The sequence below is a fragment of the Lentibacillus sp. genome, from assembly GCF_035301675.1.
In the GTDB taxonomy this organism is placed as follows: Bacteria; Bacillota; Bacilli; order Bacillales; family Amphibacillaceae; genus Lentibacillus.
Genome location: NZ_DATGTT010000010.1, coordinates 1 through 25,706, shown reverse-complemented (window position 1 = coordinate 25,706; position 25,706 = coordinate 1). Strand labels below are relative to the sequence as shown.

At 42.2% G+C, this 25,706-nt stretch carries 27 protein-coding genes; 9 read left to right on the top strand and 18 right to left on the bottom strand.

All coding sequences use genetic code 11. The annotated features are described in order from the left end of the window. Positions 1-159: 159 nt before the first annotated feature. From VK097_RS01485 to sigK, 7 genes are all read left to right on the top strand, one after another. Positions 160-2,496 (top strand): Na+/H+ antiporter subunit A, encoded by a 2,337-nt coding sequence (locus VK097_RS01485; protein WP_324210023.1) that lies wholly within the window; start codon positions 160-162, stop codon positions 2,494-2,496. Then, positions 2,497-2,835: a Na(+)/H(+) antiporter subunit C gene (locus VK097_RS01480; protein WP_324210022.1), complete on the top strand. Its 339-nt coding sequence runs from the start codon at positions 2,497-2,499 to the stop codon at positions 2,833-2,835. Beyond that, positions 2,828-4,303 carry a Na+/H+ antiporter subunit D gene (locus VK097_RS01475; RefSeq protein ID WP_324210021.1) on the top strand — a complete coding sequence of 492 codons (1,476 nt, stop codon included), beginning with the start codon at positions 2,828-2,830 and terminating at the stop codon, positions 4,301-4,303. Before VK097_RS01480 ends, VK097_RS01475 begins: the two co-directional genes overlap by 8 nt. A gap of 6 nt (positions 4,304-4,309) precedes the next feature. Then, positions 4,310-4,786, top strand: coding sequence for a Na+/H+ antiporter subunit E (locus VK097_RS01470; RefSeq protein WP_324210020.1), 477 nt, complete (start codon positions 4,310-4,312; stop codon positions 4,784-4,786). Continuing rightward, the gene (locus tag VK097_RS01465; protein ID WP_324210019.1) at positions 4,783-5,094 is read left to right on the top strand and encodes a Na(+)/H(+) antiporter subunit F1; all 312 of its coding nucleotides are present in this window, start codon (positions 4,783-4,785) and stop codon (positions 5,092-5,094) included. The genes VK097_RS01470 and VK097_RS01465 overlap by 4 nt, the downstream gene beginning before the upstream one ends. Further along, a complete protein-coding gene (gene mnhG, locus VK097_RS01460) occupies positions 5,075-5,452 on the top strand; it encodes a monovalent cation/H(+) antiporter subunit G (RefSeq protein ID WP_324210018.1) in 378 nt (125 codons plus the stop codon). Before VK097_RS01465 ends, mnhG begins: the two co-directional genes overlap by 20 nt. A 157-nt stretch (positions 5,453-5,609) precedes the next feature. Continuing rightward, positions 5,610-6,317, top strand: a complete 708-nt coding sequence (sigK, locus tag VK097_RS01455) for an RNA polymerase sporulation sigma factor SigK (protein WP_324210017.1) — start codon at positions 5,610-5,612, stop codon at positions 6,315-6,317. Between the two features lie 26 nt (positions 6,318-6,343). Here the strand turns inward: sigK and VK097_RS01450 are convergent, their stop codons facing one another. From VK097_RS01450 to cymR, 18 genes are all read right to left on the bottom strand, one after another. After that, a complete protein-coding gene (locus tag VK097_RS01450; RefSeq protein ID WP_324210016.1) occupies positions 6,344-6,571 on the bottom strand; it encodes a YrhC family protein in 228 nt (75 codons plus the stop codon). Between the two features lie 61 nt (positions 6,572-6,632). Continuing rightward, entirely contained in the window at positions 6,633-7,334 is a 702-nt protein-coding gene (mtnN, locus tag VK097_RS01445; RefSeq protein WP_324210015.1) for a 5'-methylthioadenosine/S-adenosylhomocysteine nucleosidase, read from the bottom strand. A gap of 26 nt (positions 7,335-7,360) precedes the next feature. Beyond that, positions 7,361-8,002, bottom strand: coding sequence for a YrrS family protein (locus VK097_RS01440; protein ID WP_324210014.1), 642 nt, complete (start codon positions 8,000-8,002; stop codon positions 7,361-7,363). Between the two features lie 308 nt (positions 8,003-8,310). After that, complete coding sequence (gene greA, locus VK097_RS01435) at positions 8,311-8,787, bottom strand: transcription elongation factor GreA (RefSeq protein ID WP_324210013.1); 477 nt, start codon at positions 8,785-8,787, stop codon at positions 8,311-8,313. Between the two features lie 115 nt (positions 8,788-8,902). Then, positions 8,903-9,532: a uridine kinase gene (gene udk, locus VK097_RS01430; protein ID WP_324210012.1), complete on the bottom strand. Its 630-nt coding sequence runs from the start codon at positions 9,530-9,532 to the stop codon at positions 8,903-8,905. Then, positions 9,525-10,184 (bottom strand): O-methyltransferase, encoded by a 660-nt coding sequence (locus tag VK097_RS01425; RefSeq protein ID WP_324210011.1) that lies wholly within the window; start codon positions 10,182-10,184, stop codon positions 9,525-9,527. Before VK097_RS01425 ends, udk begins: the two co-directional genes overlap by 8 nt. A 132-nt stretch (positions 10,185-10,316) precedes the next feature. Continuing rightward, entirely contained in the window at positions 10,317-11,435 is a 1,119-nt protein-coding gene (gene mltG / locus VK097_RS01420; RefSeq protein WP_324210010.1) for an endolytic transglycosylase MltG, read from the bottom strand. A 202-nt stretch (positions 11,436-11,637) separates the two neighbouring features. Further along, positions 11,638-11,925: a DUF1292 domain-containing protein gene (locus VK097_RS01415; protein ID WP_324210009.1), complete on the bottom strand. Its 288-nt coding sequence runs from the start codon at positions 11,923-11,925 to the stop codon at positions 11,638-11,640. A 14-nt stretch (positions 11,926-11,939) separates the two neighbouring features. Further along, a complete protein-coding gene (gene ruvX / locus VK097_RS01410) occupies positions 11,940-12,356 on the bottom strand; it encodes a Holliday junction resolvase RuvX (protein ID WP_324210008.1) in 417 nt (138 codons plus the stop codon). Continuing rightward, on the bottom strand, positions 12,357-12,626 hold the full coding sequence (locus VK097_RS01405; RefSeq protein ID WP_324210007.1) for an IreB family regulatory phosphoprotein: 270 nt from the start codon (positions 12,624-12,626) through the stop codon (positions 12,357-12,359). Positions 12,627-12,722: 96 nt separating this feature from the next. Beyond that, positions 12,723-15,365, bottom strand: a complete 2,643-nt coding sequence (gene alaS / locus VK097_RS01400) for an alanine--tRNA ligase (RefSeq protein WP_324210006.1) — start codon at positions 15,363-15,365, stop codon at positions 12,723-12,725. 380 nt (positions 15,366-15,745) lie between these two features. After that, positions 15,746-16,813 (bottom strand): AI-2E family transporter, encoded by a 1,068-nt coding sequence (locus VK097_RS01395; protein WP_324210005.1) that lies wholly within the window; start codon positions 16,811-16,813, stop codon positions 15,746-15,748. Positions 16,814-16,858: 45 nt separating this feature from the next. Beyond that, positions 16,859-17,050, bottom strand: coding sequence for a YrzR-like zinc ribbon domain (locus tag VK097_RS01390; RefSeq protein ID WP_324210004.1), 192 nt, complete (start codon positions 17,048-17,050; stop codon positions 16,859-16,861). Positions 17,051-17,252: 202 nt separating this feature from the next. Next, positions 17,253-19,577 (bottom strand): SF1B family DNA helicase RecD2, encoded by a 2,325-nt coding sequence (gene recD2, locus VK097_RS01385; protein ID WP_324210003.1) that lies wholly within the window; start codon positions 19,575-19,577, stop codon positions 17,253-17,255. A gap of 18 nt (positions 19,578-19,595) precedes the next feature. Next, on the bottom strand, positions 19,596-20,264 hold the full coding sequence (locus VK097_RS01380) for a tetratricopeptide repeat protein (protein WP_324210080.1): 669 nt from the start codon (positions 20,262-20,264) through the stop codon (positions 19,596-19,598). 34 nt (positions 20,265-20,298) lie between these two features. Further along, a complete protein-coding gene (gene mnmA / locus VK097_RS01375) occupies positions 20,299-21,408 on the bottom strand; it encodes a tRNA 2-thiouridine(34) synthase MnmA (RefSeq protein WP_324210002.1) in 1,110 nt (369 codons plus the stop codon). 15 nt (positions 21,409-21,423) lie between these two features. Continuing rightward, positions 21,424-22,566, bottom strand: coding sequence for a cysteine desulfurase family protein (locus tag VK097_RS01370; protein WP_324210001.1), 1,143 nt, complete (start codon positions 22,564-22,566; stop codon positions 21,424-21,426). 89 nt (positions 22,567-22,655) lie between these two features. Next, a complete protein-coding gene (gene cymR / locus VK097_RS01365) occupies positions 22,656-23,075 on the bottom strand; it encodes a cysteine metabolism transcriptional regulator CymR (RefSeq protein ID WP_324210000.1) in 420 nt (139 codons plus the stop codon). Between the two features lie 175 nt (positions 23,076-23,250). Between cymR and VK097_RS01360 the strand changes: the two genes are divergently transcribed. Together VK097_RS01360 and VK097_RS01355 are read left to right on the top strand one after the other, a co-directional pair. Continuing rightward, positions 23,251-24,537 carry a replication-associated recombination protein A gene (locus tag VK097_RS01360; protein WP_324209999.1) on the top strand — a complete coding sequence of 429 codons (1,287 nt, stop codon included), beginning with the start codon at positions 23,251-23,253 and terminating at the stop codon, positions 24,535-24,537. 86 nt (positions 24,538-24,623) lie between these two features. Beyond that, entirely contained in the window at positions 24,624-25,280 is a 657-nt protein-coding gene (locus VK097_RS01355; RefSeq protein WP_324209998.1) for an RsfA family transcriptional regulator, read from the top strand. Positions 25,281-25,706: the final 426 nt, after the last annotated feature.

Genomic DNA, 25,706 nt, shown 5'->3' with positions numbered 1-25,706 from the left:
ATTTAAAATAGCCAGGGGTTTTTCATTTCCACTGCAATCATGATTATGATAAGCTAACGTTGGTAACATTACATATAAAGTCATATGACCATTCGTTTAACCATATTCCTCAAGCTGTCAAAAGCAGTCATATCCATTAAGAGGAGGACAACATTTCAGATGATTTTCACAGTATTAATTCCACTACTGCTTGCTTGTTTTATTCCATTTATTAGTAAATTCAAACATAAAGTACATACAGGAATTTTTGTACTGCTTATTCCCTTGATTATTTTCATTTATTTTATCCAATTCGCTGGTTCAGGGTTCGAGCCGGTACGACATACATATAACTGGATTCCATCACTTGACATAAATTTCGACTTTCATCTTGACGGGCTTAGCCTTCTGTTTGCTTTATTAATCAGCGGGATCGGGGCCCTGGTGGTTTTATATTCCATCTACTATCTTGACCGGAGCGAACCACTCGGGCATTTTTATGTCTATTTGATGATGTTCATGTCAGCAATGCTCGGAATCGTATTGTCGGATAACGTATTTGTTCTTTATACATTCTGGGAACTCACGTCCATTTCATCATTTTTGCTGATTGGCTATTGGCATTTTAATGAACGGTCGAGATATGGTGCATTGAAATCAATGATGATTACCATTTTCGGCGGACTGAGCATGTTTGGCGGTTTTGCCCTGTTATCAGTTATTACAGGGACAACAAGCATTCAGGCAATGATAGCGAAAACGGATGCTATTCTTGCGAGCCCATATATGCCGCTCGCTCTGGGCTTTCTTCTATTGGGGGCATTTTCAAAATCAGCCCAATTCCCGTTTCATATCTGGCTGCCGGATGCCATGGAAGCACCGACCCCGGTCAGCGCCTACCTCCATTCGGCAACGATGGTAAAAGCAGGGTTGTATCTAGTGGCACGGTTTTCCCCGGTGTTCGGGAATTTCGAATGGTTTTTTATCATTGTCAGCATCGCAGGAATTGTCACACTTTGCTGGGGATCCTATATGGCGGTGCACCAGACAGACTTGAAAGCTATTTTAGCGTATTCTACCATCAGTCAGCTCGGTATGATTATGGCAATGCTCGGTTTCGGAACAAAAGCGGCCATCTTCGCAGCTGTTTTTCATATTCTGAACCATGCCACCTTTAAAGGCAGCCTATTTATGGTGGCCGGAACTGTCGACCATGAAACAGGCACCCGTGATATCCGCAAGCTGGGCGGGCTGCTGACATTTATGCCGATTACGGCAACATTTGCGCTTTTCGGCACATTTTCCATGGCCGGAATTCCTTTGCCGTTCTTAAACGGTTTTTACAGCAAAGAATTATTCTTTAAATCAACAATTAAATTGCAGGACGGGATGAGCGCGACTGCAAGTATTCTTGTGGATATAATCCCATACCTGGCTGTATTGGGAAGTATTTTTACATTTGTTTATTCACTGTATTTTCTTTTTGGTACATTCGGCGGAAAAACTCAGCTTGACAAGCTTTCGAAAAAACCGCATGAAGCACCGCCCGGCATGCTTGTATCACCAGGAATTCTCGTGCTCGGGGTCATTTTAATCGGCCTGTTCCCAAGTGTTGTCAATGGTACATTTATTGCCCATGCGGCTGAAGCTGTGTACGGGGAGCAAGTTGTAAAAGATATCTACTTCTGGCATGGGTGGGATGCACCAGCGTTCCGGATGTCACTCGTTGTTGTAGGACTCGGTGCAGTACTGACGGCAACCAGAACGAGATGGAACGGAATTTATCAAGTACTCCCTGGCAAATTGAGTGCCAATAAAGTTTACGATACCATCATGGGAAAATTGGATAGTTATTCAAGAAAGATCACAACGTTTTATATGACCGGTTCATTAAGGACCTATATAGCGATTATTTTAAGCACTATTGTGGTCGTCACTTTCGGGTTTATGCTGGCTACCGGCGGCTTTACGATTGACTTCAGCAATCTGGCGCCTGTCACCGTTATTGAAGTGGCTGTCGCATTGATGATTACGGCCGCGGCTGTTGGTACCATATATGCAAAAAAGAATCTGGCGGCCGTTTTAATTGTCGGTGTGGCCGGATATGGCGTAGCACTTCTGTTTGTCATTTACCGGGCACCGGATCTGGCCCTGACGCAATTAGTGGTTGAGACAGTTTCGGTAGCTCTGTTCCTGCTCTGCTTCTATCACTTGCCGGAACTTAGAAAGCAAAGTGAACCATTAGGTAAAAAGACAATTAATGCTATCGTATCTGTTAGTTTTGGTGCGATGGTGACGATGATTGGAATCTCTGCACACAGCAGCGACTGGTTTGGAACCATTTCCGATTATTTCCTTGAAACGTCACACTCACTCGGCGGCGGAGACAATGTGGTCAACGTTATTCTTGTTGACATGCGCGGTCTTGATACATTATTTGAAATAACCGTTCTGGGTATAGCAGCTCTTGCCATTTACACCCTCATAAAATTAAAGACAAATAAAGGAGGGAAATAAGTGGAGTTTATTATTTCAATCCTTGCAGGAGTATTGTTCGCTACTGCCATTTATAATTTATTGCAAAAACAGTTTCTGAGGCTGGTTATAGGCTCTGTTCTGCTCTCCCATGGGGCACACTTATTCCTTTTGACAATGGGAGAGTTGAAAAGAGGCAACCCGCCAATCCTGACAGAAGGGGTCAGTGATTATGCAGATCCTTTACCGCAGGCGCTGATATTAACATCTATTGTAATCAGTTTTGGAATCACCAGCTTATTGTTGGTTCTTGCATACCGTACCGCTGAAGAAAACAACACAGATAATATGGAGCAATTAAGGGGTAACGAAAATGAGTAATCTGGCAGTTTTACCAATCATCATTCCATTAATAGCGGGAATCATTCTCGCTTTTTTTCCAAAATGGCTGACACTTGTCCGTATACTTTCGAAAATCTTTATCATCGGAAATCTTGCTGTTGTGAGTTTTGCAGCGTGGCTTGTGTTTAATCAGGGATCCATCATACTTGAAACCGGTGACTGGGCCGCACCATATGGTATCATTATTGTTGCCGATCAGCTGTCTATCCTTCTGGTTCTGACAACGAACGTTGTTGCAGCAGCTTGTGCTTTTTACGCCCCGCACTCCCTGTCAGACCGAAAAGAGAAGTATTACTTTTACACGTTCTTTTTCATGTTGATATCAGGGGTTTCGGGTGCCTTTTTGACCGGTGATATCTTTAACATGTTTGTTTTCTTTGAAGTGCTTCTGATGGCTTCTTATGGCCTGATTGTGCTGGGCGGGGATAAAGTGCAGCTTCGTGAATCCATGAAGTATGTATTCATCAACCTTTTCTCGTCCATGCTGTTCGTAACAGCCGTCGGGTTTTTATACGGGGCGGTCGGTACGGTGAATATGGCGCAGATTGCACAGCGCGTACAGGAAGTAGATCAGCAGGGAATCCTGACAACTGTCGGCATTCTTTTATTCTTTGTATTTGCTGTAAAAGCGGCGCTGTTTCCCCTGTATTACTGGATGCCAAAGTCATATGCTGTACCGAACCCGGTCATTTCAGCTCTGTTTGGAGCATTACTGACAAAGGTTGGAATCTATGCGATCATCAGGATCTTTTCTCTAATCTTTGTACATAAGATCGAGCTGACACATGAAGCATTTATTTGGATCTCTGGTTTATCGATGATTTTTGGTGTGTTGGGTGCCTTGTCCACCAATAATATAAAATTAATCATCGCTTATAATATTATTCCGGCAATCGGTTTTATTTTGATGGGAATTGCTGTATTCAACCAAGATGGTGTCAGCGGATCCATCTATTATTTGATTCATGACATGCTGATAAAAGCAAGTCTGTTCCTGCTCGCAGGAACGATTGCATATGCCGCGGGAAGTTCCGATTTACGCAAGTTCAGCGGGTTGATTCATTATTATCCGTTTCTCGGATGGATGCTGTTTGTATCGGGATTTGTACTCGCAGGCATTCCCCCTTTCAGCGGCTTTATCGGAAAAGTTCTGCTGCTGCGGGGAGCGTTGGCAGCTGAAGAAATTGCCATCGTAATCATTGCATTATTGTCCAGTCTATTGATTCTTTATTCGATAATGAAAATATTCATCAGAGGGTTCTGGGGAGAAAAAGATGAATCATTCCAGCCAAAATCGATAAAAGGCAGGACAGTTCCGGTTGTCGTGTTATTAGCTTTATCCGTATTTCTGGGCATAGGAGCTGAATTTATATACCCGTCAATTGAGTCGATTTCCAAGTATTTGCTTAATCCGGCAGAATACATCAATGCTGTGATGGAAGGATGATATAGAATGGCGTTTCAAATTGTTGTTAATCTGATCATAGCGGTCATGTGGATGCTCCTCAGTGAAACCTACACCGTATCCAGCTTTATCTCAGGCTACTTGTTGGGTATCTTGTTACTGCTTCTTCTGAATCGTTTTATACCGGATACTTTTTACATGAAACGTGCTTTTAAAATCGCCGGATTGATTATCCTGTTCATAAAAGAACTAATCTTATCCAACATCGATATCGTCAAACTTGCTTACGCTCGCAAACCTGTATTTGAACCAGGTATTTTCGCTTTACCAACTGAATTGACCAGCAACTGGGAAATCACACTTCTTGCAAACCTGATTTCGTTGACACCGGGTACGCTTTCAGTCGCAGTTTCGCGTGATAATACCCACTTGTATATCCACGCGATGCATATCGATGACATTGATGATGAAATAAAATCCATTAAGAACACGTTTGAAAAAGCCATCATGGAGGTGACACGATGAATAATCTTTTGTCCGCTACTGAAGCAATTGTTCAAATCTCGACCATCATTTGCCTCGTAGCGATTTCTGTCTCGCTGATTCTGCTTCTCTACCGGATCATTAACGGACCAACTAATGCGGACCGTGCAGTCGCCCTTGATTCAGTGGGCATGAATATGATGGGGTTAACGGCATTGATGGCAGTACTACTTCCGTCGACAAAATTAAATGATGTCATTTTGCTGATTGGCATTCTTCTATTCATCGGTACACTGGCCATTGCGAAATATCTGGAGAAGGGTGTTATCATTGATAGAAAACTGGATTGAAATTATTGCAAACATTATTATAGCCCTATTGCTTCTGTCCGGTTCCTTTTTCCTGTTGTCCAGCTCAATTGGGGTTATCCGCTTTCCAGATGTCTATACAAGGCTTCATGCTACTACAAAAGGGGCGACACTGGGCATATCAGGTTTGTTGATCGGCGCTTTTTTATTTCTTTACATACAGCATGACATCATCAGTGGAAAGCTATTGCTGGCGATTGCGTTTACGCTATTGACTTCCCCTGTTGCGGCACATATGATTTCCAGAGCAGCTCATAAAGCAGGCGTCAAACCAGTAACAAATAACAGAACGGATGAATATGAAAAAGCCATTCAAAAACAGAAGCAGCAGCAGAAGTGACTCCGAGGGGGTCGCTTTTTTTTATTCTCAAAATAACAGCTTCCCAATGTCAGATACAGGGGTCTTTTCTGTTCGGACAGACACAAAACCGGCATCTCCTTCATACAGATGATATATAGGCAATAACCCAGCCATAATCCAGGGAGGTGCATTATATTTGTCAGGCATTTTGAGTTTTCTTGGCCTGCTAATTAAAGAAGCGCTTTTTTTTGTCTCCTATGTTAAAAACCACGCTTTTCCACAGCCCTTGTCACCGGAAGATGAAATGAAATACATCAGAAAAATGCAGGAAGGTGATGAGGACGCCCGAAACAAGCTGATTGAACACAATTTACGGCTGGTTGCTCACATCGTCAAAAAATTTGAGAACACTGGAGAGGATATGGAAGATCTGATTTCGATTGGGACCATCGGATTAATTAAAGGTATCGAAAGCTATTCTTCCGATAAAGGAACTAAATTGGCAACCTACGCGGCAAGATGTATTGAAAATGAAATATTAATGCACCTGCGTGCATTAAAAAAAGTGAAAAAGGATGTTTCACTGCATGATCCGATCGGTCAGGATAAAGAAGGAAACGAGATTAGCCTGATCGATATTCTGGAAGCTGAAAATCAAAATATCATCGAATACATTCAATTAAATATGGAAATTGAAAAGATGAATGATTACTTATCCATTCTTGACAACAGAGAAAGGGAAGTGATTCTGTATCGCTACGGATTGAATAATTATAAAGAAATGACACAACGGGAAATTGCCAGTATGCTGGATATATCCCGAAGTTATGTATCACGGATAGAAAAGCGGGCACTGATGAAGGTTTTTCATGAGTATTATCGAAAAGAGTATAGTCAGAAATAGATTGCGGGGGTTATCTCCCCCGCAATCTATTTCTGCAGTTTTCCACCTAAGCGGCGTGTTCGGAAGCTAAACCAGCCTGCGATGGCAGCTGAGGCAAATGACAATAAGGTCAATGCTTTTCCATCAGCAGAATAGTTGATATGCGTATTAATAACGGCTCCCATATATAGATAGGAGGCCAATATCAGTAATGTTACAGTAAATCGGCGGTAGTCCGCCAGTTTTGTCTCTTTTTTCTGTTTCTGATGTCTCATATGATCTCTCCTCTCCATATGGAAATCATAACATATGGTATGATTCTGAACGGGAGGTAAATCATGGATGGAATGGCAGTTTTTGAACCATTTTCATAATCAGATTTGCTGCATTTTTGGCTGCAGTATCCAGGAATGCATCAAATGAGATGGATGATCGTTTTCCGGCAATATCCGATAGAGCCCTAATCACAACAAAAGGTGTTTCATACTGATAACAGACTTGTGCGATAGCTGCAGCTTCCATTTCCGCTGCAATCATCGCAGGGAACTTTTCTCTGACAGCCTCTACTTGCGCCGTATCTTCCATAAATGAATCACTTGTTGCAATAATACCTTCCTGGTAATCGATGCCTAACTGTTTGACAGCTTGCCCTGCCTGTGCAGCTAAATCAGCATCAGCCGTATACATAGCAGGCATTTTTGGAACTTGGCCATATGCATAACCGAATGCAGTGACATCCACATCATGGTGCACAACCTCTGTTGAAATGACAATATCCCCGACATTCAGTTCAGCCGCAAATCCGCCGGCAGATCCTGTATTGATGACCAGGGAAGGATTGAACCGTTCATGCAAAATGGCCGTCGCCATGGCAGCATTCACTTTGCCGATTCCGGATTTCATCAAAATAGCATTGCGTCCGAACAGCTTGCCCCTGATAAATAAACAATTGGCAGCTGCAGTTTCTTCTTTTTCCGTCATATTATCCTGTAACAAGGCAATTTCTTCATCCATTGCACCAATAATTCCTACAGTCATGTTATTTCCTCCACAATCTTCTCCGTTTACTCAAAACGCCATTTCTGATCGTTTTCTTTCAATTCTTCTACTTTTGTCGGCTGCCAGCCTTCATTTGGCGCCCACTGATTGTAAACACGGTATATTTCGGTTTCATCAGGATCGGAAACAGTATTAATCACTTTTCCGTCGCCATTGCGTTCAATCCACCACATGGTTAAATTATTCTTATCGAGTCCGGTCGCTTCTGCTGCTGCTTTCCGCATTTCTTCTCTATCCTGAGATCCTTCATTATAATTTATCGTATGCGGTTCAGACTGCTCTGTACCCACAGGCTGCCAGTCACCCGTATAGGCCTCTGTTACATTGTCATCAGATGGTTCAACCTGTTCGGTCTCCGATTCTTCGTTATTTTCTTCGTCGGTATCAGAATCATCGGTGGAGCCGGACTCATCATCAGAACCATCTGTTTCAGAATCAGTATTATTTTCAGCTGACTCATTCTGTTCTTCCTGTGATGACGATTCATTTGTCTGATTGTTTTCTGACTCACCAGCTTCATCATTGCCGCCGAATATAAGCAGCCATAATAACACAATAGCTAAAATACTCCCCAGAATAATTAACATTGATAAAAGTTTCGTGTTTTTTCTTCGTTTTTCATACTTATTAACACGTGAGGTCGACACGAGTTAATCCCTCCCCTCCACTGTCACCTTTTATGGTATCATATTTTTTATAACTTACTATATGTCATTTTGCCGATTTTTTTAAAATGAAACTATGCTGGTCTCCATGGTTGATTTCAATTTCCGGACGTTTGGTTTCTACGGGCTCGTGTCAAGCCTCTGTCATGTCTTATTTTTCGCTTCTTGTGAATATTTATGACCCGTAATCAGGCCTTTAATAATGCCATAAAAAAAGGAGCTATATATTTTCTATAGCATCCTTTTACTTCAATATGGTGATTTTACAAGTGTTTAATATATTAAAGTGATTATTCAACCTTTTCAATTCTTACCATGATATCCCCGGCAGGTGTTGTTACAGATACTTCAGCACCGGCTTCCTGACCGATCAGGCTTTTAGCCATTGGTGAGTCATTTGATATTTTGCCTTCAAACGGGTCTGACTCAGCACTGCCGACGATTGTGTATGTCTCTTCATCCCCATCAGGCAATTCTTTAAACGTAACAGATCTGCCCAGTGAAACGATATCCGGGTTTTCATTATCATTTTCAATGATGACAGCATTGCGGATCATTGTCTCCACCTGTGATATGCGTGACTCGACAAATGCTTGTTCATCCTTTGCAGCATCATACTCAGAATTCTCGGACAGGTCGCCAAAACTGCGTGCAATCTTAATACGCTCCACAACTTCCTGTCTTTTTTCCGTTTTTAAATGCTGCAATTCCTCCTCCAGCTTATCTTTCCCCTCTTCAGTCATGTAATAACTTTTTTCTGTAACCATGAACATTTACACTCCTTTTATCTTCAGTACAGCATAAACCGTATTGATATAAACTATTACTAGCAACTACTATGGCAGATTCAATTTAAATTTTCAATACTTTTCACTTTGAATTTTACCTGGTTCTGGACAAAATCTTTTCAATTTTTGTAGCCATGATATCGATGGCTACGTGATTTTGACCGCCTTCCGGAATAATGATGTCTGCATAACGCTTTGTCGGTTCAACAAATTGAAGGTGCATTGGCCGGACATTGCTTTCATATTGGTCAATAACAGAGTCCAATGTTCTGCCCCGCTCCTTAATATCCCTTAACAGCCTGCGAATAATACGGACATCGGCATCGGTATCAACAAACACCTTAATGTCCATTAAATCCACCAGGCGCTGATCCTCCAATATAAGTATACCCTCCAGAATGATTACCTCTTTTGGTTCTACGGTAACCACCTCATTTGACCGTGTATGCATTTTATAGTCATAAACCGGCTTTTGAATAGGCTGATGGTTAATCAGATCATGGATTTGGCTGATTAACAGGTCATTGTCAAATGCCAGTGGATGATCATAATTGGTGTTCAACCGTTCTTCGAATGGTAAATGACTTTGATCCTTATAGTAATAATCCTGTTCAATGACAAGAATTGTTTTATCCTGGAAGCGCTGGCAGATAGAACGGGTTACAGAAGTCTTGCCACTTCCGGTTCCGCCGGCAACACCAATAACAACTGGTTTATCAGGCATGGGATGAAAGCCCCTTTCCTTCTTTGTCTTTACTGATTGCAATGCCGTCGCCAACAGGCACGATAGTCGTTGTGAAACCCGGATGGTTGATGAGCCAATCATTATATGCACGGATTTTTTGGGCGATTTTCTCATATCTTGGGTGTTGTTTTTCACTGTCTGCTACATACCCTTTAAACAAAACATTATCAGTTAATACAACCCCATCGTTTGCTAAAAGTGGAGCAGAAAGTTCAAAAAACCGCCGGTACTGCCCTTTCGCAGCATCAATCAGTATCAGATCGAACGGACCTTCAGTCATACCCTGCAGCTCATCAATCGCATCGCCATGAATGGTGCGAATATGATCTTGTTCACCTCTCTCACTTATATTCCGTTTAGCCTGATTGTAACGCTCTTCGTCTTTTTCAATGGTTACAATCTTAGCCTCCGGATTTGCCTGCAGCATTCTTAATGCCGAATACCCGATGGCTGATCCAATTTCCAAAATTCGTTTGGGCTTTGTCAGCCGAATCAGTTGCATGACAAACTGCATACTCACCGGATCCATGATGGGAACACCCTCATTATGGGCTGATTGTTCAAGTTCAGAAACCCAGTTGTCTTCATCCGGCAATGTTTGCATTAAATAGTCCGTTAACGTCTTATCCATTCAATCACCCTCTTAATATTACACGGTTTCATTGAACTCATATCATAACTTAATCTGTAATTAACAGTCATTTATCGCGATTGATTAAAAAACAGGAAATGCGGGATTAAGTTTGCACCGCACTTCCACTTTTTAGTCGATATACTTCTCTTTTAATTTATTATGCTCTTTATTCGTTTTGGAAAAGTGAATATTGCCTTCATCATCATGAAGGAAATATAAATAATCCGATTCCTCGGGGTTGATGGTTGCTTTCAGCGACGATTCGGCAAAATTCGAAATCGGTCCGACAGGCAGTGAATTTACGTGGTACGTATTATATGGTGATTCCACTTCCAAATCCTCATGCGATACTTTATCTTTATGTTTCCCAAGGGCATACAACACTGTCGGATCTGTCTGCAGTGCTATTCCTTCTTCAAGCCTGTTATAAAATAACCCGGCAATCTTTTTCCGCTGTTTATCAGAGCTCGCCTCATTTTCAACAATGGATGCCATTGTCAGAGCCTCATGAACTGATAAATCCTGAGCGGAGATTTCATCCAGATAAGGTGTGACAACATTGACTGTTTTTTCAAGCATACGGTTTACCACCGCTTCGACAGACGGTTTCTCTTTATAAAATTTATATGTGGCAGCAAATAAATACCCTTCCAGTGGTGTTCTGATCTCTGGACTTAAAATATCATTTGTTAAAATATCAGGGTATGTATCGATTAATGTCTCAATATAGCCCCTATCATTTACTTTATTAAGAAAGTCCTTTTTGCTGAATGGCAATTTATTAGCATAAATCTCTGCTATTTCGTCCATTGATTTTCCTTCAGGTATCGTTATTTTATATAGTGGCGCTTCCATGACTTTCCCTTTTTGCAGTGCATCGATTATTTCATCAATTTCCATGGAAGGGGAAAAAGTGTATTCACCTGCCTGGAATTCAGTCACATTATTCATTTTCGTATAAATACGGAAGACAGTGCCGTCTTTTATTATATTATTTTCTTCAAGGGTTGCTGCTATATCAGATGTCGACGAACCTAATGGAATTTCAATGTCAACATCCTTATCACTGTCAGGGTCAACAGGCTGCAATGCGGATTTAATATAAAAATATGCCGATATGCTGCCCACAATGAAAATCAGCAGCAGCGAAATGATGATGATTGCCGCTATTTTCCGGACCATTTTAGCATCGTCATTGCGCTTCAGCAAATTTTCCCTGTAACTCCCTGACATTTTCTTTTTGGACATAAGTCTCCCCCTTTCATCCGTTATATTTTACTAAAAAAAATAAAAACAATCTATCGAGAAATATTTAGATAAACTCAAGTCTAACTTTATCTTTCAGCGGGTGCCTAAGATTTTCATATAACTACTTTTTTTAAATCTTTGATGTTGCAAAAGAAAAACTGATATCAATCAAGATATCAGTTCATATCAACCGATTCTTTCTTCACTCGCCATTCTCTTCATCGATCAATGTATGAAGCATTTCTTCGACCATTTCCCATTCCTCGTCAGATTCAATTGGAAAAAGTGAAAGATCATCCTCATCTTTTTCCTGTTCTTCATACCGGAAAGCATACACTTCAACTTCTTCATTTTCTTTTTGATCAGCAGGAACGACAGCTAAATAAGAGTTCCCGGTCTGGTCGACATCAAATGTGAATAATACTTCAAAAAGATGTTCTTCTCCATTTTCATCAGGTATGATAATACGTTCATTTTCTTCCAGTGCCATTAGTACACTCCTTTTTACGGTTTCCGATCCAGATAACTTTGCAGAATCATAACCGCTGCCATTTTATCAATCACTTTTTTCCTTTTTTTCCTGCTCATATCGGCTTCGAGTAAAACACGTTCGGCTGCAGCGGTTGATAAACGTTCATCCCAAAGCACCGCCGATATCCTGTGGATTGCCTCGACGTGTTCCGCATATTTTTCGGATGCTTCACCACGCTCACCAATCGTTCCATTCATATGTTTGGGCAGTCCAATAACAGCCTTCCCAATTGATTGTTCTGCTATAATTTTTTTTAGTTCCTCATCAGCGGAAGTGATATTCTGTTCATCCCATTTAATCGTCGTAAGACCCTGAGCCGTCAAACCTAAGGGGTCACTAACAGCAACCCCAATCGTCTTAGAGCCAACATCCAGTCCGATAATTTTCATTTAACTTTCCTTTTGCTGCTCTTTAAGGTAAAACTTCACAACTTCCTCAATGACCTCATCACGTTCTACCTTACGAATCAAATTCCGTGCATCATTATATCTCGGTATATATGCAGGGTCACCGGATAATAAATAGCCAACTATTTGATTGATTGGATTGTAGCCTTTTTCCTTAAGCGCACCATGTACGGTAAGCAAGATTTCTTTAATGTCCTGATCAAAAGGCTCCTCCGAAAAGTTGAATTTCATTGTTTTATCAATAGAGCTCATAGTGACACCTCATTCCACATGTTTTACCTTTGTTCTCTATTCTAACATGTTTATCGATTATATTATATCTTTTTTACCAGATAGGATACAGGTTTTCTACTCATTTAAATGTTTTGTGACATATTGTTTAGCACTATCAAGAGCGTCATTAATTTTATCTGGGTTTTTTCCGCCTGCCTGAGCCATATCGGGACGACCGCCGCCGCCACCGCCGCAAATTTCTGCAGCCTGCTTGATCAGATTGCCGGCGTGAAGACCTTTCGTTGTTAATTCTTTGGTCACACCCGCAGCCAATTGGACTTTCTGGTCGTTTTCCGCTGCCAGCAGGATCACCCCTGATTCAAGTTTTTGTTTCAGATTGTCTACCATATTCCGGAGTTGATTCATATCTTTCACGCTGACCCTCTGAGCAAGTATTGTGACACCATCAACATCTTCACTGTTTTCAATGATGGAAGAAGCTTCCTGGTTTGACAATTTTGCGTTCAGCGATTCATTTTCCTTTTGCAAAGATTTGATTTCGTCATATAAACCTTCAAGACGCTCAATGACATTGTCGTCATTCGCTTTTAAAAGATCGGCAGCTCCCTGCAGTATGCCCAGCTTTTCATTCATATAATCAAAGGCCTGCTTACTTGATACAGCTTCAATTCTTCGTGTGCCGGCACCAATCCCTGTTTCAGAGATGATTTTGAATAAACCGATTTCGTCAGTATTTCCGACATGACAGCCGCCGCACAATTCAATACTGTAATCGCCGATTTGTACAACCCTGACGATGTCGCCATATTTTTCACCAAATAAAGCCATCGCACCCATTTCTTTAGCTTCTTCAAGCTTCTTGTGATCAATGACAACCGGAATCGAAGCCCATATCTTCTCATTTACTTTTTGCTCAATTTGATTTAGCTGTTCCTGACTCACCGAGCTGAAATGCGAGAAATCAAACCTTAGCCGATCCGGTGCTACAAGAGATCCTGACTGATTAACATGATCGCCGAGTACATCCTTCAGTGCCTGATGCAGCAAGTGCGTTACAGTATGATTTTTAATAATCCCAGAACGAAAAGCTGTTTCCACGGCCGCTTTCACAATTTCTCCTGTTCGGATTTCTCCCTCTTTGACACGAACCCTGTGAACATGCTGACCTTTGGGTGCTTTTTGTACATCCTCAACATAGGCAGATGCATTATCCGTGTATATCCAGCCATTATCAGCGATTTGTCCACCGCTTTCGGCATAGAATGGGGTTTCTTTCAGGAAGACGAACGCCTCATCACCTGCCGCCGCTGTATCAACGATTTCTTTTTCTTTAACAATCACATCGGTTGTTGTTTCCACTCCCAGTTTATCATATCCGACAAAAGTGCTGTCCGCCTCGACTTCACTCAGAACACTGTCCTGAATCTGCATTGAATCAACTTTATGCCGGGCGCTTCTGGCTCGCTCACGCTGCTTCTCCATTTGCTGTTCGAACCCTTGTTCATCGATGGTAAATCCATGTTCGGCAACGTACTCTTCAGTCAATTCTTTCGGAAAACCGTACGTGTCATATAATCTGAACACTTCCACTCCGGGAAAGACAGTACTTCCTTTTTGCTCTTCTTTTTGTATAATGCCATTTAATATCGCCAGACCATCGTTGAGCGTTTCATGGAATCGTTCCTCTTCTGTTTTGATCACGTTTTCGATATAGGACTGCTGTTTAAGTACTTCCGGATAAAAGTCTGCCATTATTTCTCCAACGGTCGGAACCAATTTATACATAAATGGTTCATCAATTCCAAGTTGTTTAGCAAAACGGACAGCCCGGCGCAGTAGCCTGCGCAGCACATAACCTCTTCCTTCGTTGGACGGCAGCGCCTTGTCACCTACTGCGAATGCTACGGTCCGGATGTGATCGGCAATGACTTTAAATGCAGTATCATCCTCTTCTTTTTGCCCGTAAGTTTTGCCGGAGATTGCTTCCGTCTGGCGGATAAGCGGTATAAACAAATCTGTATCAAAGTTTGTCGGTGCGTCCTGAATAACCGATACAATCCGTTCAAGGCCCATTCCGGTATCAATATTTTGCTTTGGCAGCAATGTATACGTGTGGTCCGGATTATGGTTGAACTGGGAAAAGACCAGATTCCAAATTTCAAGATAACGCTCGTTTTCGCCTCCTGGATAAAGCTCAGAATCAGTTGTATCATTTCCATAACGCTCACCGCGATCATAAAAAATTTCCGAGTTAGGGCCGCTTGGTCCCTCACCAATATCCCAGAAATTTTCTTCAAGTCTAATTATTCGTTCTTCCGGGACCTGTATATTGTGAAGCCAAAGTTCATATGCTTCATCATCTTCAGGATGAACGGTCACAGATAAGAGTTCAGGATCAAATCCAATCCATTTGTCACTTGTTAAAAATTCCCACGCAAACTCAATGGCTTCTTTTTTAAAATAGTCGCCTATCGAGAAGTTCCCGAGCATTTCAAAAAATGTATGATGTCTTGCCGTAAACCCGACGTTTTCAATATCATTTGTGCGAATTGATTTCTGTGCATTCACAATCCGTGGATTTTCCGGAATGATACGTCCATCAAAGTATTTCTTTAACGTTGATACACCGCTGTTTATCCACAGCAATGTCGGATCTTCTTTTGGAACGAGTGATGCACTCGGTTCCACCTGGTGTTTTTTTTCTTGAAAATAATCCAGAAACATTTGCCTGACTTGAGCTGATGTTAACTGTTTCATCATTTAACCTCCACCATTAATATTCTCAATAAAAAAATCCCCTCTCTATTTACTTTAGAGACGAGATTGTTCGCGGTACCACCCTAATTATGAATGAGTTCTTCATTCATCACTCTGCATGTTAACGGTATGAAACCGACGGGTATTAACCGTACTCAGGTTCAGCTTCCATGACTCGACGTTCAGGATTCTTCCAGCCCATTGAAATCCCTCTCTGGAGAGCTCAGAATAACAGTGCAGAATCACCCGCTTCGTTTATAAGCGGTGCTCATCCTATACACCGTTTCCAGACTCTTTTGAATGGAGGCACATGTACTCGTAACCTTCAGCGTATTCTCACGTTTGATTTGCTGATAGTATAGACAACAATTTTGTAAATGTCAATTATTCGTTCTGACGGATATAACATGTGACATGACAACATTTATAACAGCTAGTACCGGTACAGCCAGAATCATTCCAATCACGCCGCTTAATTGACCGCCCAATAACAGGGCGAATATAATGGCAATCGGATGAATATTAATACTTTTGCCGACAATGTAAGGTGAAAGCAGGTTGCCATCAATCACTTGAATAGCAAAAACACCCGCCAGCACAATCAGAACAAGTTTGCCGGAAAGAGGTGCGGTAATGGCAACTGCCGGAATTGCTCCGATAATCGGGCCGAAATATGGGATAATGTTCGTCAGCCCCATAATAAGAGCCAGCAATAATGCATAAGGGACATTCAAAAGTTTAAATAACGTAAAAGCAGCCACTCCGACAAACATGCAAACAATGAGCTGTCCACGTATGTAACTTCCCAGCCCTTCATCAATGGATTGACATAGTAACCGGGTTCGTGCGTGATATCTCCCAGGAATCCAGTTTTTGAAATATTTTTTTATTATGTTGAAATCCTTTAGAAAATAGAAAACAAGAACCGGTATGACAGTAATGATAATAATCATATCGAAAATTTTGGTGAAACTCCGAACCAGATTCGTCAGCAGATTTTCGATGTATGTTTCCGCTTCGGATATCAGTCCATCCATCCTATCGTGCACCGTTTCCGGCAAAAATGATGTATATTCATAAAGACTGTAAATAAAATCCCGATACATTTCAATCAATTGCGGTAATTGCTCCTGCAAATCCCTGGTTTGCTCTATGACAACCGGATAGATTCGATAGCCCAAATAGCCTGCCCCGCCAAAAAAAAGCATATATATCAATAAAATAGCCAGGCTTTTCGGCAGACCGTGCTTGTGCATTTTTTGAATAACCGGGTACAATAGATATGCAATCAGAACAGAAATCAGAAATGGGAGCAACAGATGCCAGAGGAACGAAAAAACAGCATCATACACAGGGAAAAGTTTAACAAGTAAATAGATAAATAAAAATGAAAATATTCCGGTTATGATCCAAAAAAGAAAATTCAATGGTTTATTATCCCGGAACATGTCCTGCACCCCCTGAAAAAGAGAAGATTTCCAGCGATATGAAGATTACCATTGAATTTTCCGTTCATCTTCTGTGAACAAGTCATCAAGAGAACTCAAAGAACCATCTGCTTCAACCTGATGCACCGCAAGTTTTTCATCAAATACAGTCAGTTCAATAAAGCAATTCCAGCAATAAAACTGCTGCGTGCCGATTTTCCCTATATCCTTGCCACGGCAATTCGGACATACCAACATAGAAGAGAACTCCTTTTCATCCCGCCTTAACGGGCAGTAAGACCCTCGCTTAAAAACTCCAAAGAAACCAATAAGCTTAGTGGGGCCAGCTGCCCGTAAAGACCCGACTCTGTTTAACTGACATTCTGCTGGGAAAACGTCCCTCTGAATGAAGTCTCTTTTTTTCTATGTTTGCCCGAATCCAAAAAAATATACATGTTATTCACATAAAATCGTATGGTGTAATTTCTTTATCTTCTGCTTCCCGATCCAGAGATACATCAAAATCCTGCATACGTTCACGGAGCTGCTCTCTAAGCGATGTAAATCGCTTATTGGAATCCAATGTTTTGACACCCCGTAAAAATGCGTGTTTATCCCCGCAGATGATCAATGACTTCTTGCTTCTGGTGATCGCCGTATAGAGCAAATTCTTCTTAAGCATACGATGATAAGCGGGAACTACCGGCATGATAACAATTGGGAATTCACTGCCTTGCGATTTATGAATTGAAATACAGTAAGCATGCATAATATTCACATAATCTTTTCGTTCATAGACAACTTCTTTCCCGTCAAAATCCACGACTAATTGTTCCACATGATCAACATTCTCATCTTCTTCAAATATAGCAACCACTTGACCGATATCGCCATTATAAACAGCATCTTCAGGCTGATTGACAAGTTGCAATACTTTATCACCAACACGGAAAACAGCTTCTTTAGCTTTGATTTCCCGTTTTTCATCTGAAAAAGGGTTTATAAGGGACTGCAAATGACGATTGATTTCTGTTATGCCCGTCTGAGAGCGGTACATTGGCGCTAAAACCTGAATATTTTTCAGGTCGATTCCTTTCATTTTTGCACGCTGAAACACAGCAGTCACAACATCGATCAGCTGTTGTCCGCTGCAGGAAATAAAGCTGAAGTCCCTGGCTTTCTGCAAGTCACTCTGATCACAGTTGTCTTGTTTAATCAAATGTGCCAGCTCAATTATTTTCGATCCTTCTTTTTGCCGGTAGACTTCATGAAGGCTCACATACGGGATCAGTTCACTCCAGAGCAAATCTGCCAAAACTTGTCCGGGGCCGACTGACGGCAGCTGATCCTCATCCCCTACAAGTAATACTTGCATATCATCCGGAATGGCTTTGAACAGACTGTTGGCCAGCCAAATGTCGACCATGGAAAACTCGTCAACGATTAAATATTTCCCTGACAGCTGTTCATGCTCATCTTTCTCAAAGCCGCTTTGTCCGTCCCAGCCCAATAAGCGGTGGATGGTTACCGCCGGGAGACCGGTTGATTCGGACAGCCGCTTGGCAGCTCTGCCTGTTGGTGCTGTCAAAACAAACGGAAAATCTGCGTCAGATTCATAGGCATCCGTATCGGACGATATGCCGTGAATCTCTGCATAGGCATTAAGAATTCCCTTGATAACGGTCGTTTTGCCAGTTCCCGGTCCTCCGGTGACAATCATTAATTTTGAACGGAGCGCCTGCTGGATTGCATCAAATTGTTCCTTGCCATAACTGAGCACTTCCTGTTCCTCGATATCGCCGGTAATCTTCATCAGTTCTGCTAAAGGGGTATCATGTTCAACAGGATTGGAGATCAGCCGCTTAACATTGGCGGCAAACCCGTCTTCGGCATAATAAAGTGATGGCAAGTACACATTTCCGCCGCTTATAATCACTGTTTTTTCCTGATTTAATTCCTCAAGACGGTCGGTGACCATATCATCTGTCAGAGAGTCATCGGGGTTGACCAGTAAATCGATAACCTGCCGGACACACGTTTCAACAGGCAAAAATACGTGCCCATCCTGGACATTTTTTTGCAGTACATAAATACACCCCGCACCGATGCGGCTTGGATGTGTTAATGATAAACCGTTCCCGCGGGCGATCTGATCGGCCGTCTGAAATCCAAAACCTTCAATATCGAACACATACTGATACGGATCTTCATTTAGTACATTGATGGCTTCGTCCTTATATTCCTTATAAATTTTTTGCGCCATCTTAAGACCGATTCCATATTTGGACAAATAAACCGCAATATGCTCAAAGCCCTGGTTTTCTGCTAATGTTTCAGCAAGGCGGTCTGCTTTCTCTTTTTTTAATCCTGGAACATCAGCCAGCACCTTCGAGTCATTCAAAATCCTCGAAATCACATTTTCTCCCAGTGCCGCTACAATTTTTTCGGCCGTTTTTTTACCGATTCCATGAAACATATCACTGGAAAGATATGCAATGAGACCATCTTTTGTATCCGGAATAAATGTCTGGTACGCGGTCACTTTGTATTGCAGGCCGAATTTAGCATGCCGTTCAAATTCTCCATAAAAATAATAGGCAGCTGTTTCCTCCAGACCTGAGAAATAGCCTTTGATCACAATATCTTTTTCCCGGTAAACCTCATTCGTATCAAGAATTTTTATTTTGGCGATGGAGAAGTTTTCCTGATCATTATGAAATATCGTATGCAGCAGTTCCCCTTTTATAAACCCCCGCTCCTGATGAGACTGTTTATCCGTTGTCATACGAATAACCTCGCTAACTTACATTTCGGTATTATTCCATACCTCCATGATCTGTTTTTTAGCATTTGCTGCCAGGATATGCTCAGGCTGAATCGCCAGCGCCTGATTGAATTGATCCAGCGCATGCGACAGGTTTTCTTCATACAGGGCAATGACTCCCAGATTGTAACGTGCATCGCTATGCGTGTCGTCCAGCTTCAGTACTTTTTGAAAGACTGGTTTGGCTTCATCAATATGCTCACTTTGTGCCAGTGACAACCCGTATTGAAACAAATACTCTGTATCTTCCGGGCTCAATTCCGCTGCACGCATTAAATATGGAAGAGCCAGTTTGTATTGCTCCTGATGAAAGAAGGTCATGCCAAGCGGATAATATGCATCAGCCTCTTCCAGCCCGATTTCAATCGCCTTTAACAAGTTTTGCTGCGCTTTTGCAAAATCGGATTCTTCATAGTAGAGACTCCCCAGCCCGTAATAGGCGGTTGCCGCATCTTCATCCAGTTCGATCGCTCGTTCAAAGAAACGAAGAGCACGATCTTTATCATTTATATGCAACAATAAATTACCGAAGTTAATGTAGCCGACCGGATCCTTAGGATTTTCTTCAATAAAATCATTAAACAGCCCCGCAGCTTCCTCATACTTCTCTTCTTTCATAAGCTCAATCGCCCGCTCATTATTGTCCATCATCTCACCTCATCCTTGGCATGCGTTTTTTCATTCATCCGACATATTCCAGATAATGTTCATCTTTGATGATGTCATCGATCGTTCCGCCGCCTAAACAAACATCGCCATCATAAAACACTACTGCCTGCCCAGGTGTTACTGCACGCCGTTTTTCGGCAAAATCAACATGCACCTTCCCATTTTCCATTTTGGTAACTGTAACAGCACTATCCTTCTGACGGTACCGGAATATTGCTGTACATGAAAATGATTCATCTGGTATATCATTGATCCAATTGACATCAGATGCAATCAGGCTATCCGAATAAAGCTTCTCATTGTCAAAGCCCTGACCAACGTATAATATATTTTCCTCAAGGTTTTTGCCGACAACAAACCATGGTTCACCTGATCCGCCGATGCCCAATCCCTGACGCTGGCCGATCGTATAATACATAAGCCCATCGTGATGACCTTTTTCAACGCCGTCCAAAGTTTTCATCAGACCAGGCTGTGCCGGCAGATATTCACTCAAGAAATCCTTGAAATTTCGTTCACCTATAAAACAAATACCGGTACTGTCTTTTTTCGAAGCGGTCACTAAATCATGTTCCTTAGCGATCTCCCGCACGTCTTTCTTGTTTAGATGACCCAGCGGAAACATAACCTTCTCAAGCACATCTTCTGTAAGCTGGTTCAAAAAGTACGTTTGATCCTTATTGCTATCAGCACCTCGCAGCATTTCATATTTACCGTCATTTTCCCTCACTTGTGCGTAATGGCCTGTTGCCAGATAATCCGCTCCAAGTGTCATGGCGTGCTCGAGAAATGCTTTAAATTTTATTTCTTTATTGCACATGACGTCCGGATTCGGTGTTCGTCCTGCTTTATATTCATCAAGGAAATAGGTGAAAACTTTATCCCAGTATTGTTTTTCAAAGTTGACTGCAAAGTAGGGGATATCCAGCTGATTGCAAACTCTGACAACATCATCATAGTCCTCTGTTGCAGTACATACGCCATTTTCATCAGTATCATCCCAATTTTTCATGAAAATGCCGACAACGTCATAACCTTCTTGTTTCAGAAGCAAAGCCGCTACAGAAGAATCAACACCCCCGCTCATACCAACAACTACTCGCGTATCCTGTTTGTTTTTCATCGTTTTCACCACCTTTTAATTCGTTATCCTTTTAATGATTTTCGCAACACGATTGGCTGCCTCGGTCACATTTTCTGGCGTATTAGAAGATCCAAAACTGAACCGGATTGAATTCGTTGTCCGATCGTTATTTTCACCATACATGGCCGAAAGTACATGGGAAGGTTCTACTGATCCAGCGGTACATGCACTTCCGCTCGATGCAGCCATTCTGTCCAAATCAAAATTGGTCAGCAACGACTCCACGTTGGTACCCGGAAAACTGAGGTTGACGATCGTTGCCACTCCCTGTTCCGGTCTACCGTTCACTTTATACGCTATCCCGTTCTCAGATAGCTGCCTCATAAATTGTTCTTTATAATCTCTGTACGTTTGTTGTCGTTCTTCTTTTTCTGCCATGGTCAGTTCAACAGCCTTCTGAAAACCTGCTATGGCTGCAACGTTTTCTGTTCCCGGCCTGCGTTTTCGTTCCTGTTCTCCCCCAAACTGCAATGCTTCGATCTTTACATCATTTGAAACATATAAAAACCCGATACCTTTTGGGCCATTTATTTTGTGGGAAGAAACAGTCAGCAGATCAATCCCGGATTCCTTAACATTAATATCCAATAATCCAAAAGCCTGGACAGCATCGGTATGAAAATACGCCTGATGGTTCTTAAGCAGATTACCAATCGCTTCAATTGGCTGAATCATGCCGGTTTCGTTGTTAACATACATGATCGACACGAAAATGGTTTCATCTGTCAAGGCATCTTCCAGTTCATCAACGCTAACCCGACCCGTTTCATCAACGGGAAGATAGGTCACATCAAATCCCTGCTTCTCCAAAAATTCAGCTGTATGGAGCGCGGCATGATGTTCCTGGACCGTCGTAATGATATGGTTTCCCTTTTCTTTATTAGCCATAGCGGTACCGAGCATTGCCAAGTTGTCTGCTTCAGTTCCACCGCTTGTGAAAACAATTTCTTTTTCATTGGCCTGAATGCTTCCGGCCATCGTCCGTCGTGCCTCATCAAGATACTGTCTGGCTTTGCGTCCAAATGAATGAACGCTGGACGGGTTGCCGAAAACCTCCGTCATTACCGGAGTCATTGCTTCAATCACCCGCCGATCCATAGGGGCTGTTGCCGCATGATCCAAATAAATATTTTCCATCTTTATGACCCTTTCCAGATATACTTACTCAATCTCCTTGTAACATTTCTCGGCAAAACGCCATGTACAACATCATACATTTAAACAGCTTAAATATAAAACATATACGCATCCTGCAGCTTATCATTTTCATGATGTTTCAAGTCTTCCAGTGTGGTTGTATCCAGCACTTCTTTAACAGCATCTCTGATGCGTATCCATAATGCCTGTTTTGCCGGTTCTTCATCCTCTATCCCCTCGACTGGAGAAATTGGACCTTCGAGCACACGGATTATATCGCCTGTTTTTATGTCACGCGGATCCTTTGCGAGTTCATAACCGCCATATGCACCGCGGACACTTTTTATCAGCCCGGCATTCCTAAGCGGAGACGCCAGCTGCTCCAGATAATGCTCGGATAATTCTTTTTCCCGTGCGATTGCTTTCAGGGATAATGGTCCCTTGCCATATTTTCTGGCCAGTTCCAGCATAATGGTCAAGCCGTAACGGCCTTTTGTTGAAATTTTCATTGATTACACCTCTCGAATGCTTCAACGTTCATAATCATTATTCACAATACAAGATATTATAGCATGAATAGCCTGTTTCTTGCATTTTAACACAATCAGAATTACGCTTTTAAATATGCATCTTACTAATTTATAAAAATGTGTGTTGAAAAAAACTCTAAAAAGGACGATTACATTGAAACAAAAACCACTTGCATTTCGTATGCGCCCTGAACACATAGATGACATTATCGGCCAGGATCATCTGGTAGGCGACGGAAAGATACTTTCACGGATGATTCAAGCCGAGCGCCTGGCATCGATGATTTTGTTCGGACCGCCCGGGACCGGAAAAACCTCCATGGCTTTTGCACTTGCCAAGAGTCTTCAGCTGCCGGTCAGAATGCTCAATGCGGTTGTTGACAAGAAAAAAGATATGGAAATTGTCGTCGAAGAAGCAAAAATGAGCGGCCAGGTCGTATTGGTGCTTGATGAAGTTCACAGGCTTGATAAGGCAAAACAGGATTTTTTGCTTCCACATATTGAAAGCAACCTTGTAACATTGATTGGCTGCACAACCAGCAACCCTTATCATTCTATTAATCCTGCAATCCGCAGCAGATGTCATTTATTTGAGGTTCATCCATTAACAATGGCCGACATTAAAACGGCGATTAAACGGGCATCAGAAGATGAACAAAACGGGTTAGGCTCCCAACCCTTAGAATTGACAGAAGACGCATTGGAACATTTTGCGATGGCAGCAAATGGCGACATGCGAGCAGCATTGAACGGAATTGAGCTCGCTGTATCTTCAACACCGAAAGATGCCGAAGGTGAAATAATCATCACACTTGATGTCGCCGAAGAATGCATGCAAAAGAAAAGCTTTTCCCATGATAAAGACGGGGATGCTCATTATGATGTCTTATCAGCGTTTCAAAAATCAATCCGCGGCAGTGATGCCAACGCCGCGCTCCATTATCTGGGCCGGCTGATTGAAGCAGGTGATCTTGATAGTATCGCACGCCGCATGATCGTCTGCGCCTATGAAGATATCGGTCTGGCCAACCCGCAGGCCGGACCGCGTGCTGTGTCTGCCGTACAGGCAGCCGAACGTCTTGGTTTCCCTGAAGCACGTATACCACTTGCTGCAGCAATCGTAGAACTGGCTTTGTCACCTAAATCAAATGCAGCTTATAAAGCACTGGATGAAGCCCTCTCCGATATTCGCAGCGGGAAAAGCGGGGACGTACCGGCACACTTGAAGGACTCACATTACCAGGGTGCACAAAAGATGGGCCGGGGAATTGACTATAAATACCCGCATAATTATGAAAACGGCTGGGTCAATCAGCAATATTTGCCAGATACAATCAAAAATAAAAATTATTACAAGCCAAAAGACAGCGGTAAATTTGAACAACAGCTAAAACAGGTACACGAAAAAATTCAAGCAGAAAAAAATAATACTAGATTATAGAGGTATAATTCTTTTTTCAGACGGTCAAACTAGACAATAAAGGTAAATACCCCGTTTGACTGTTATTGAAAAAGGAGTTGAAAGTAATGGCTAAAGTAAGACAAGATGCATGGTCACACGAAGATGATCTGCTTCTGGCAGAAACGGTATTGCGGCATATAAGAGAAGAAAGTACACAATTGCATGCATTTGAGGAAGTTGGCGACAAATTAAACCGCACCTCAGCTGCCTGTGGCTTTCGCTGGAATGCCGAAGTAAGAAATAAATATAATGATGCAATCGAACTTGCTAAACGACAGCGAAAAGAGAAAAAACGTGCGAATGCCAAAAAAGCAAAACAACCCGTAATCACGGTACCGCAGAATGAGCAGAATACTCATTTGGAATCAAGCAAAACGGAGGAAGTGCAAGAACAACAGTCTATAACAATGGATTCTGTTATCCAATTTTTAAAGCAGCTGAAAAAAGACTATCAGGCTTCCAATCAATCAAAACGGTCATTGGAGCAAGTACAGGAAGAAAATGAAACATTAAGAAACCAGATAAGTGAAATGGAAAGTAAATTGACACGTACGGCAAAGCAGCTCGAAACCGTACAGGAAGACTACCAGGTATTTATGCAGATTATGGACAGAGCTCGTAAAATGACTGTCTTTGAGGACCAGGACTCATTAAAATCCCCTTCGTTTAGGATGGATAAAAACGGCAATCTGCAGCAGGTTGCCGATAGCCCAAATCAATAAGACGAGATACTGCAAAAACTTGAACAAAGGTGCAAACGCCCGGTTTAGCGACGTACGGGACTGCACTTGCGCGTCGCAGGTAGATTGTCATTGCCGCGCATCGCGGCGGTTTAGCCGATTTGCCCCACTAGCCGCAGAAGTAAAGGAAACACGGCGACCATAGGGAGCTGATGTTGACTTATCGTACGAAGGTGAGGAAAGTCGCGCTAGTCACTGGGTGCTGGAGCCGGACACGGCTTATCTTGCCAATAAAAGTTGCATCGCAAAATTTCATACTTTACTTATCAATCGAGTAGGAGACTAACCATTATTTGGTTAGTCGTCCTCTCACACCACCGTACGTACGGTTCCGTATACGGCGGTTCAATAGTTTAAGTACGCACGCTTGTATAAATGGTTCAGGTCTTTAAGACCCCACTTCACAAG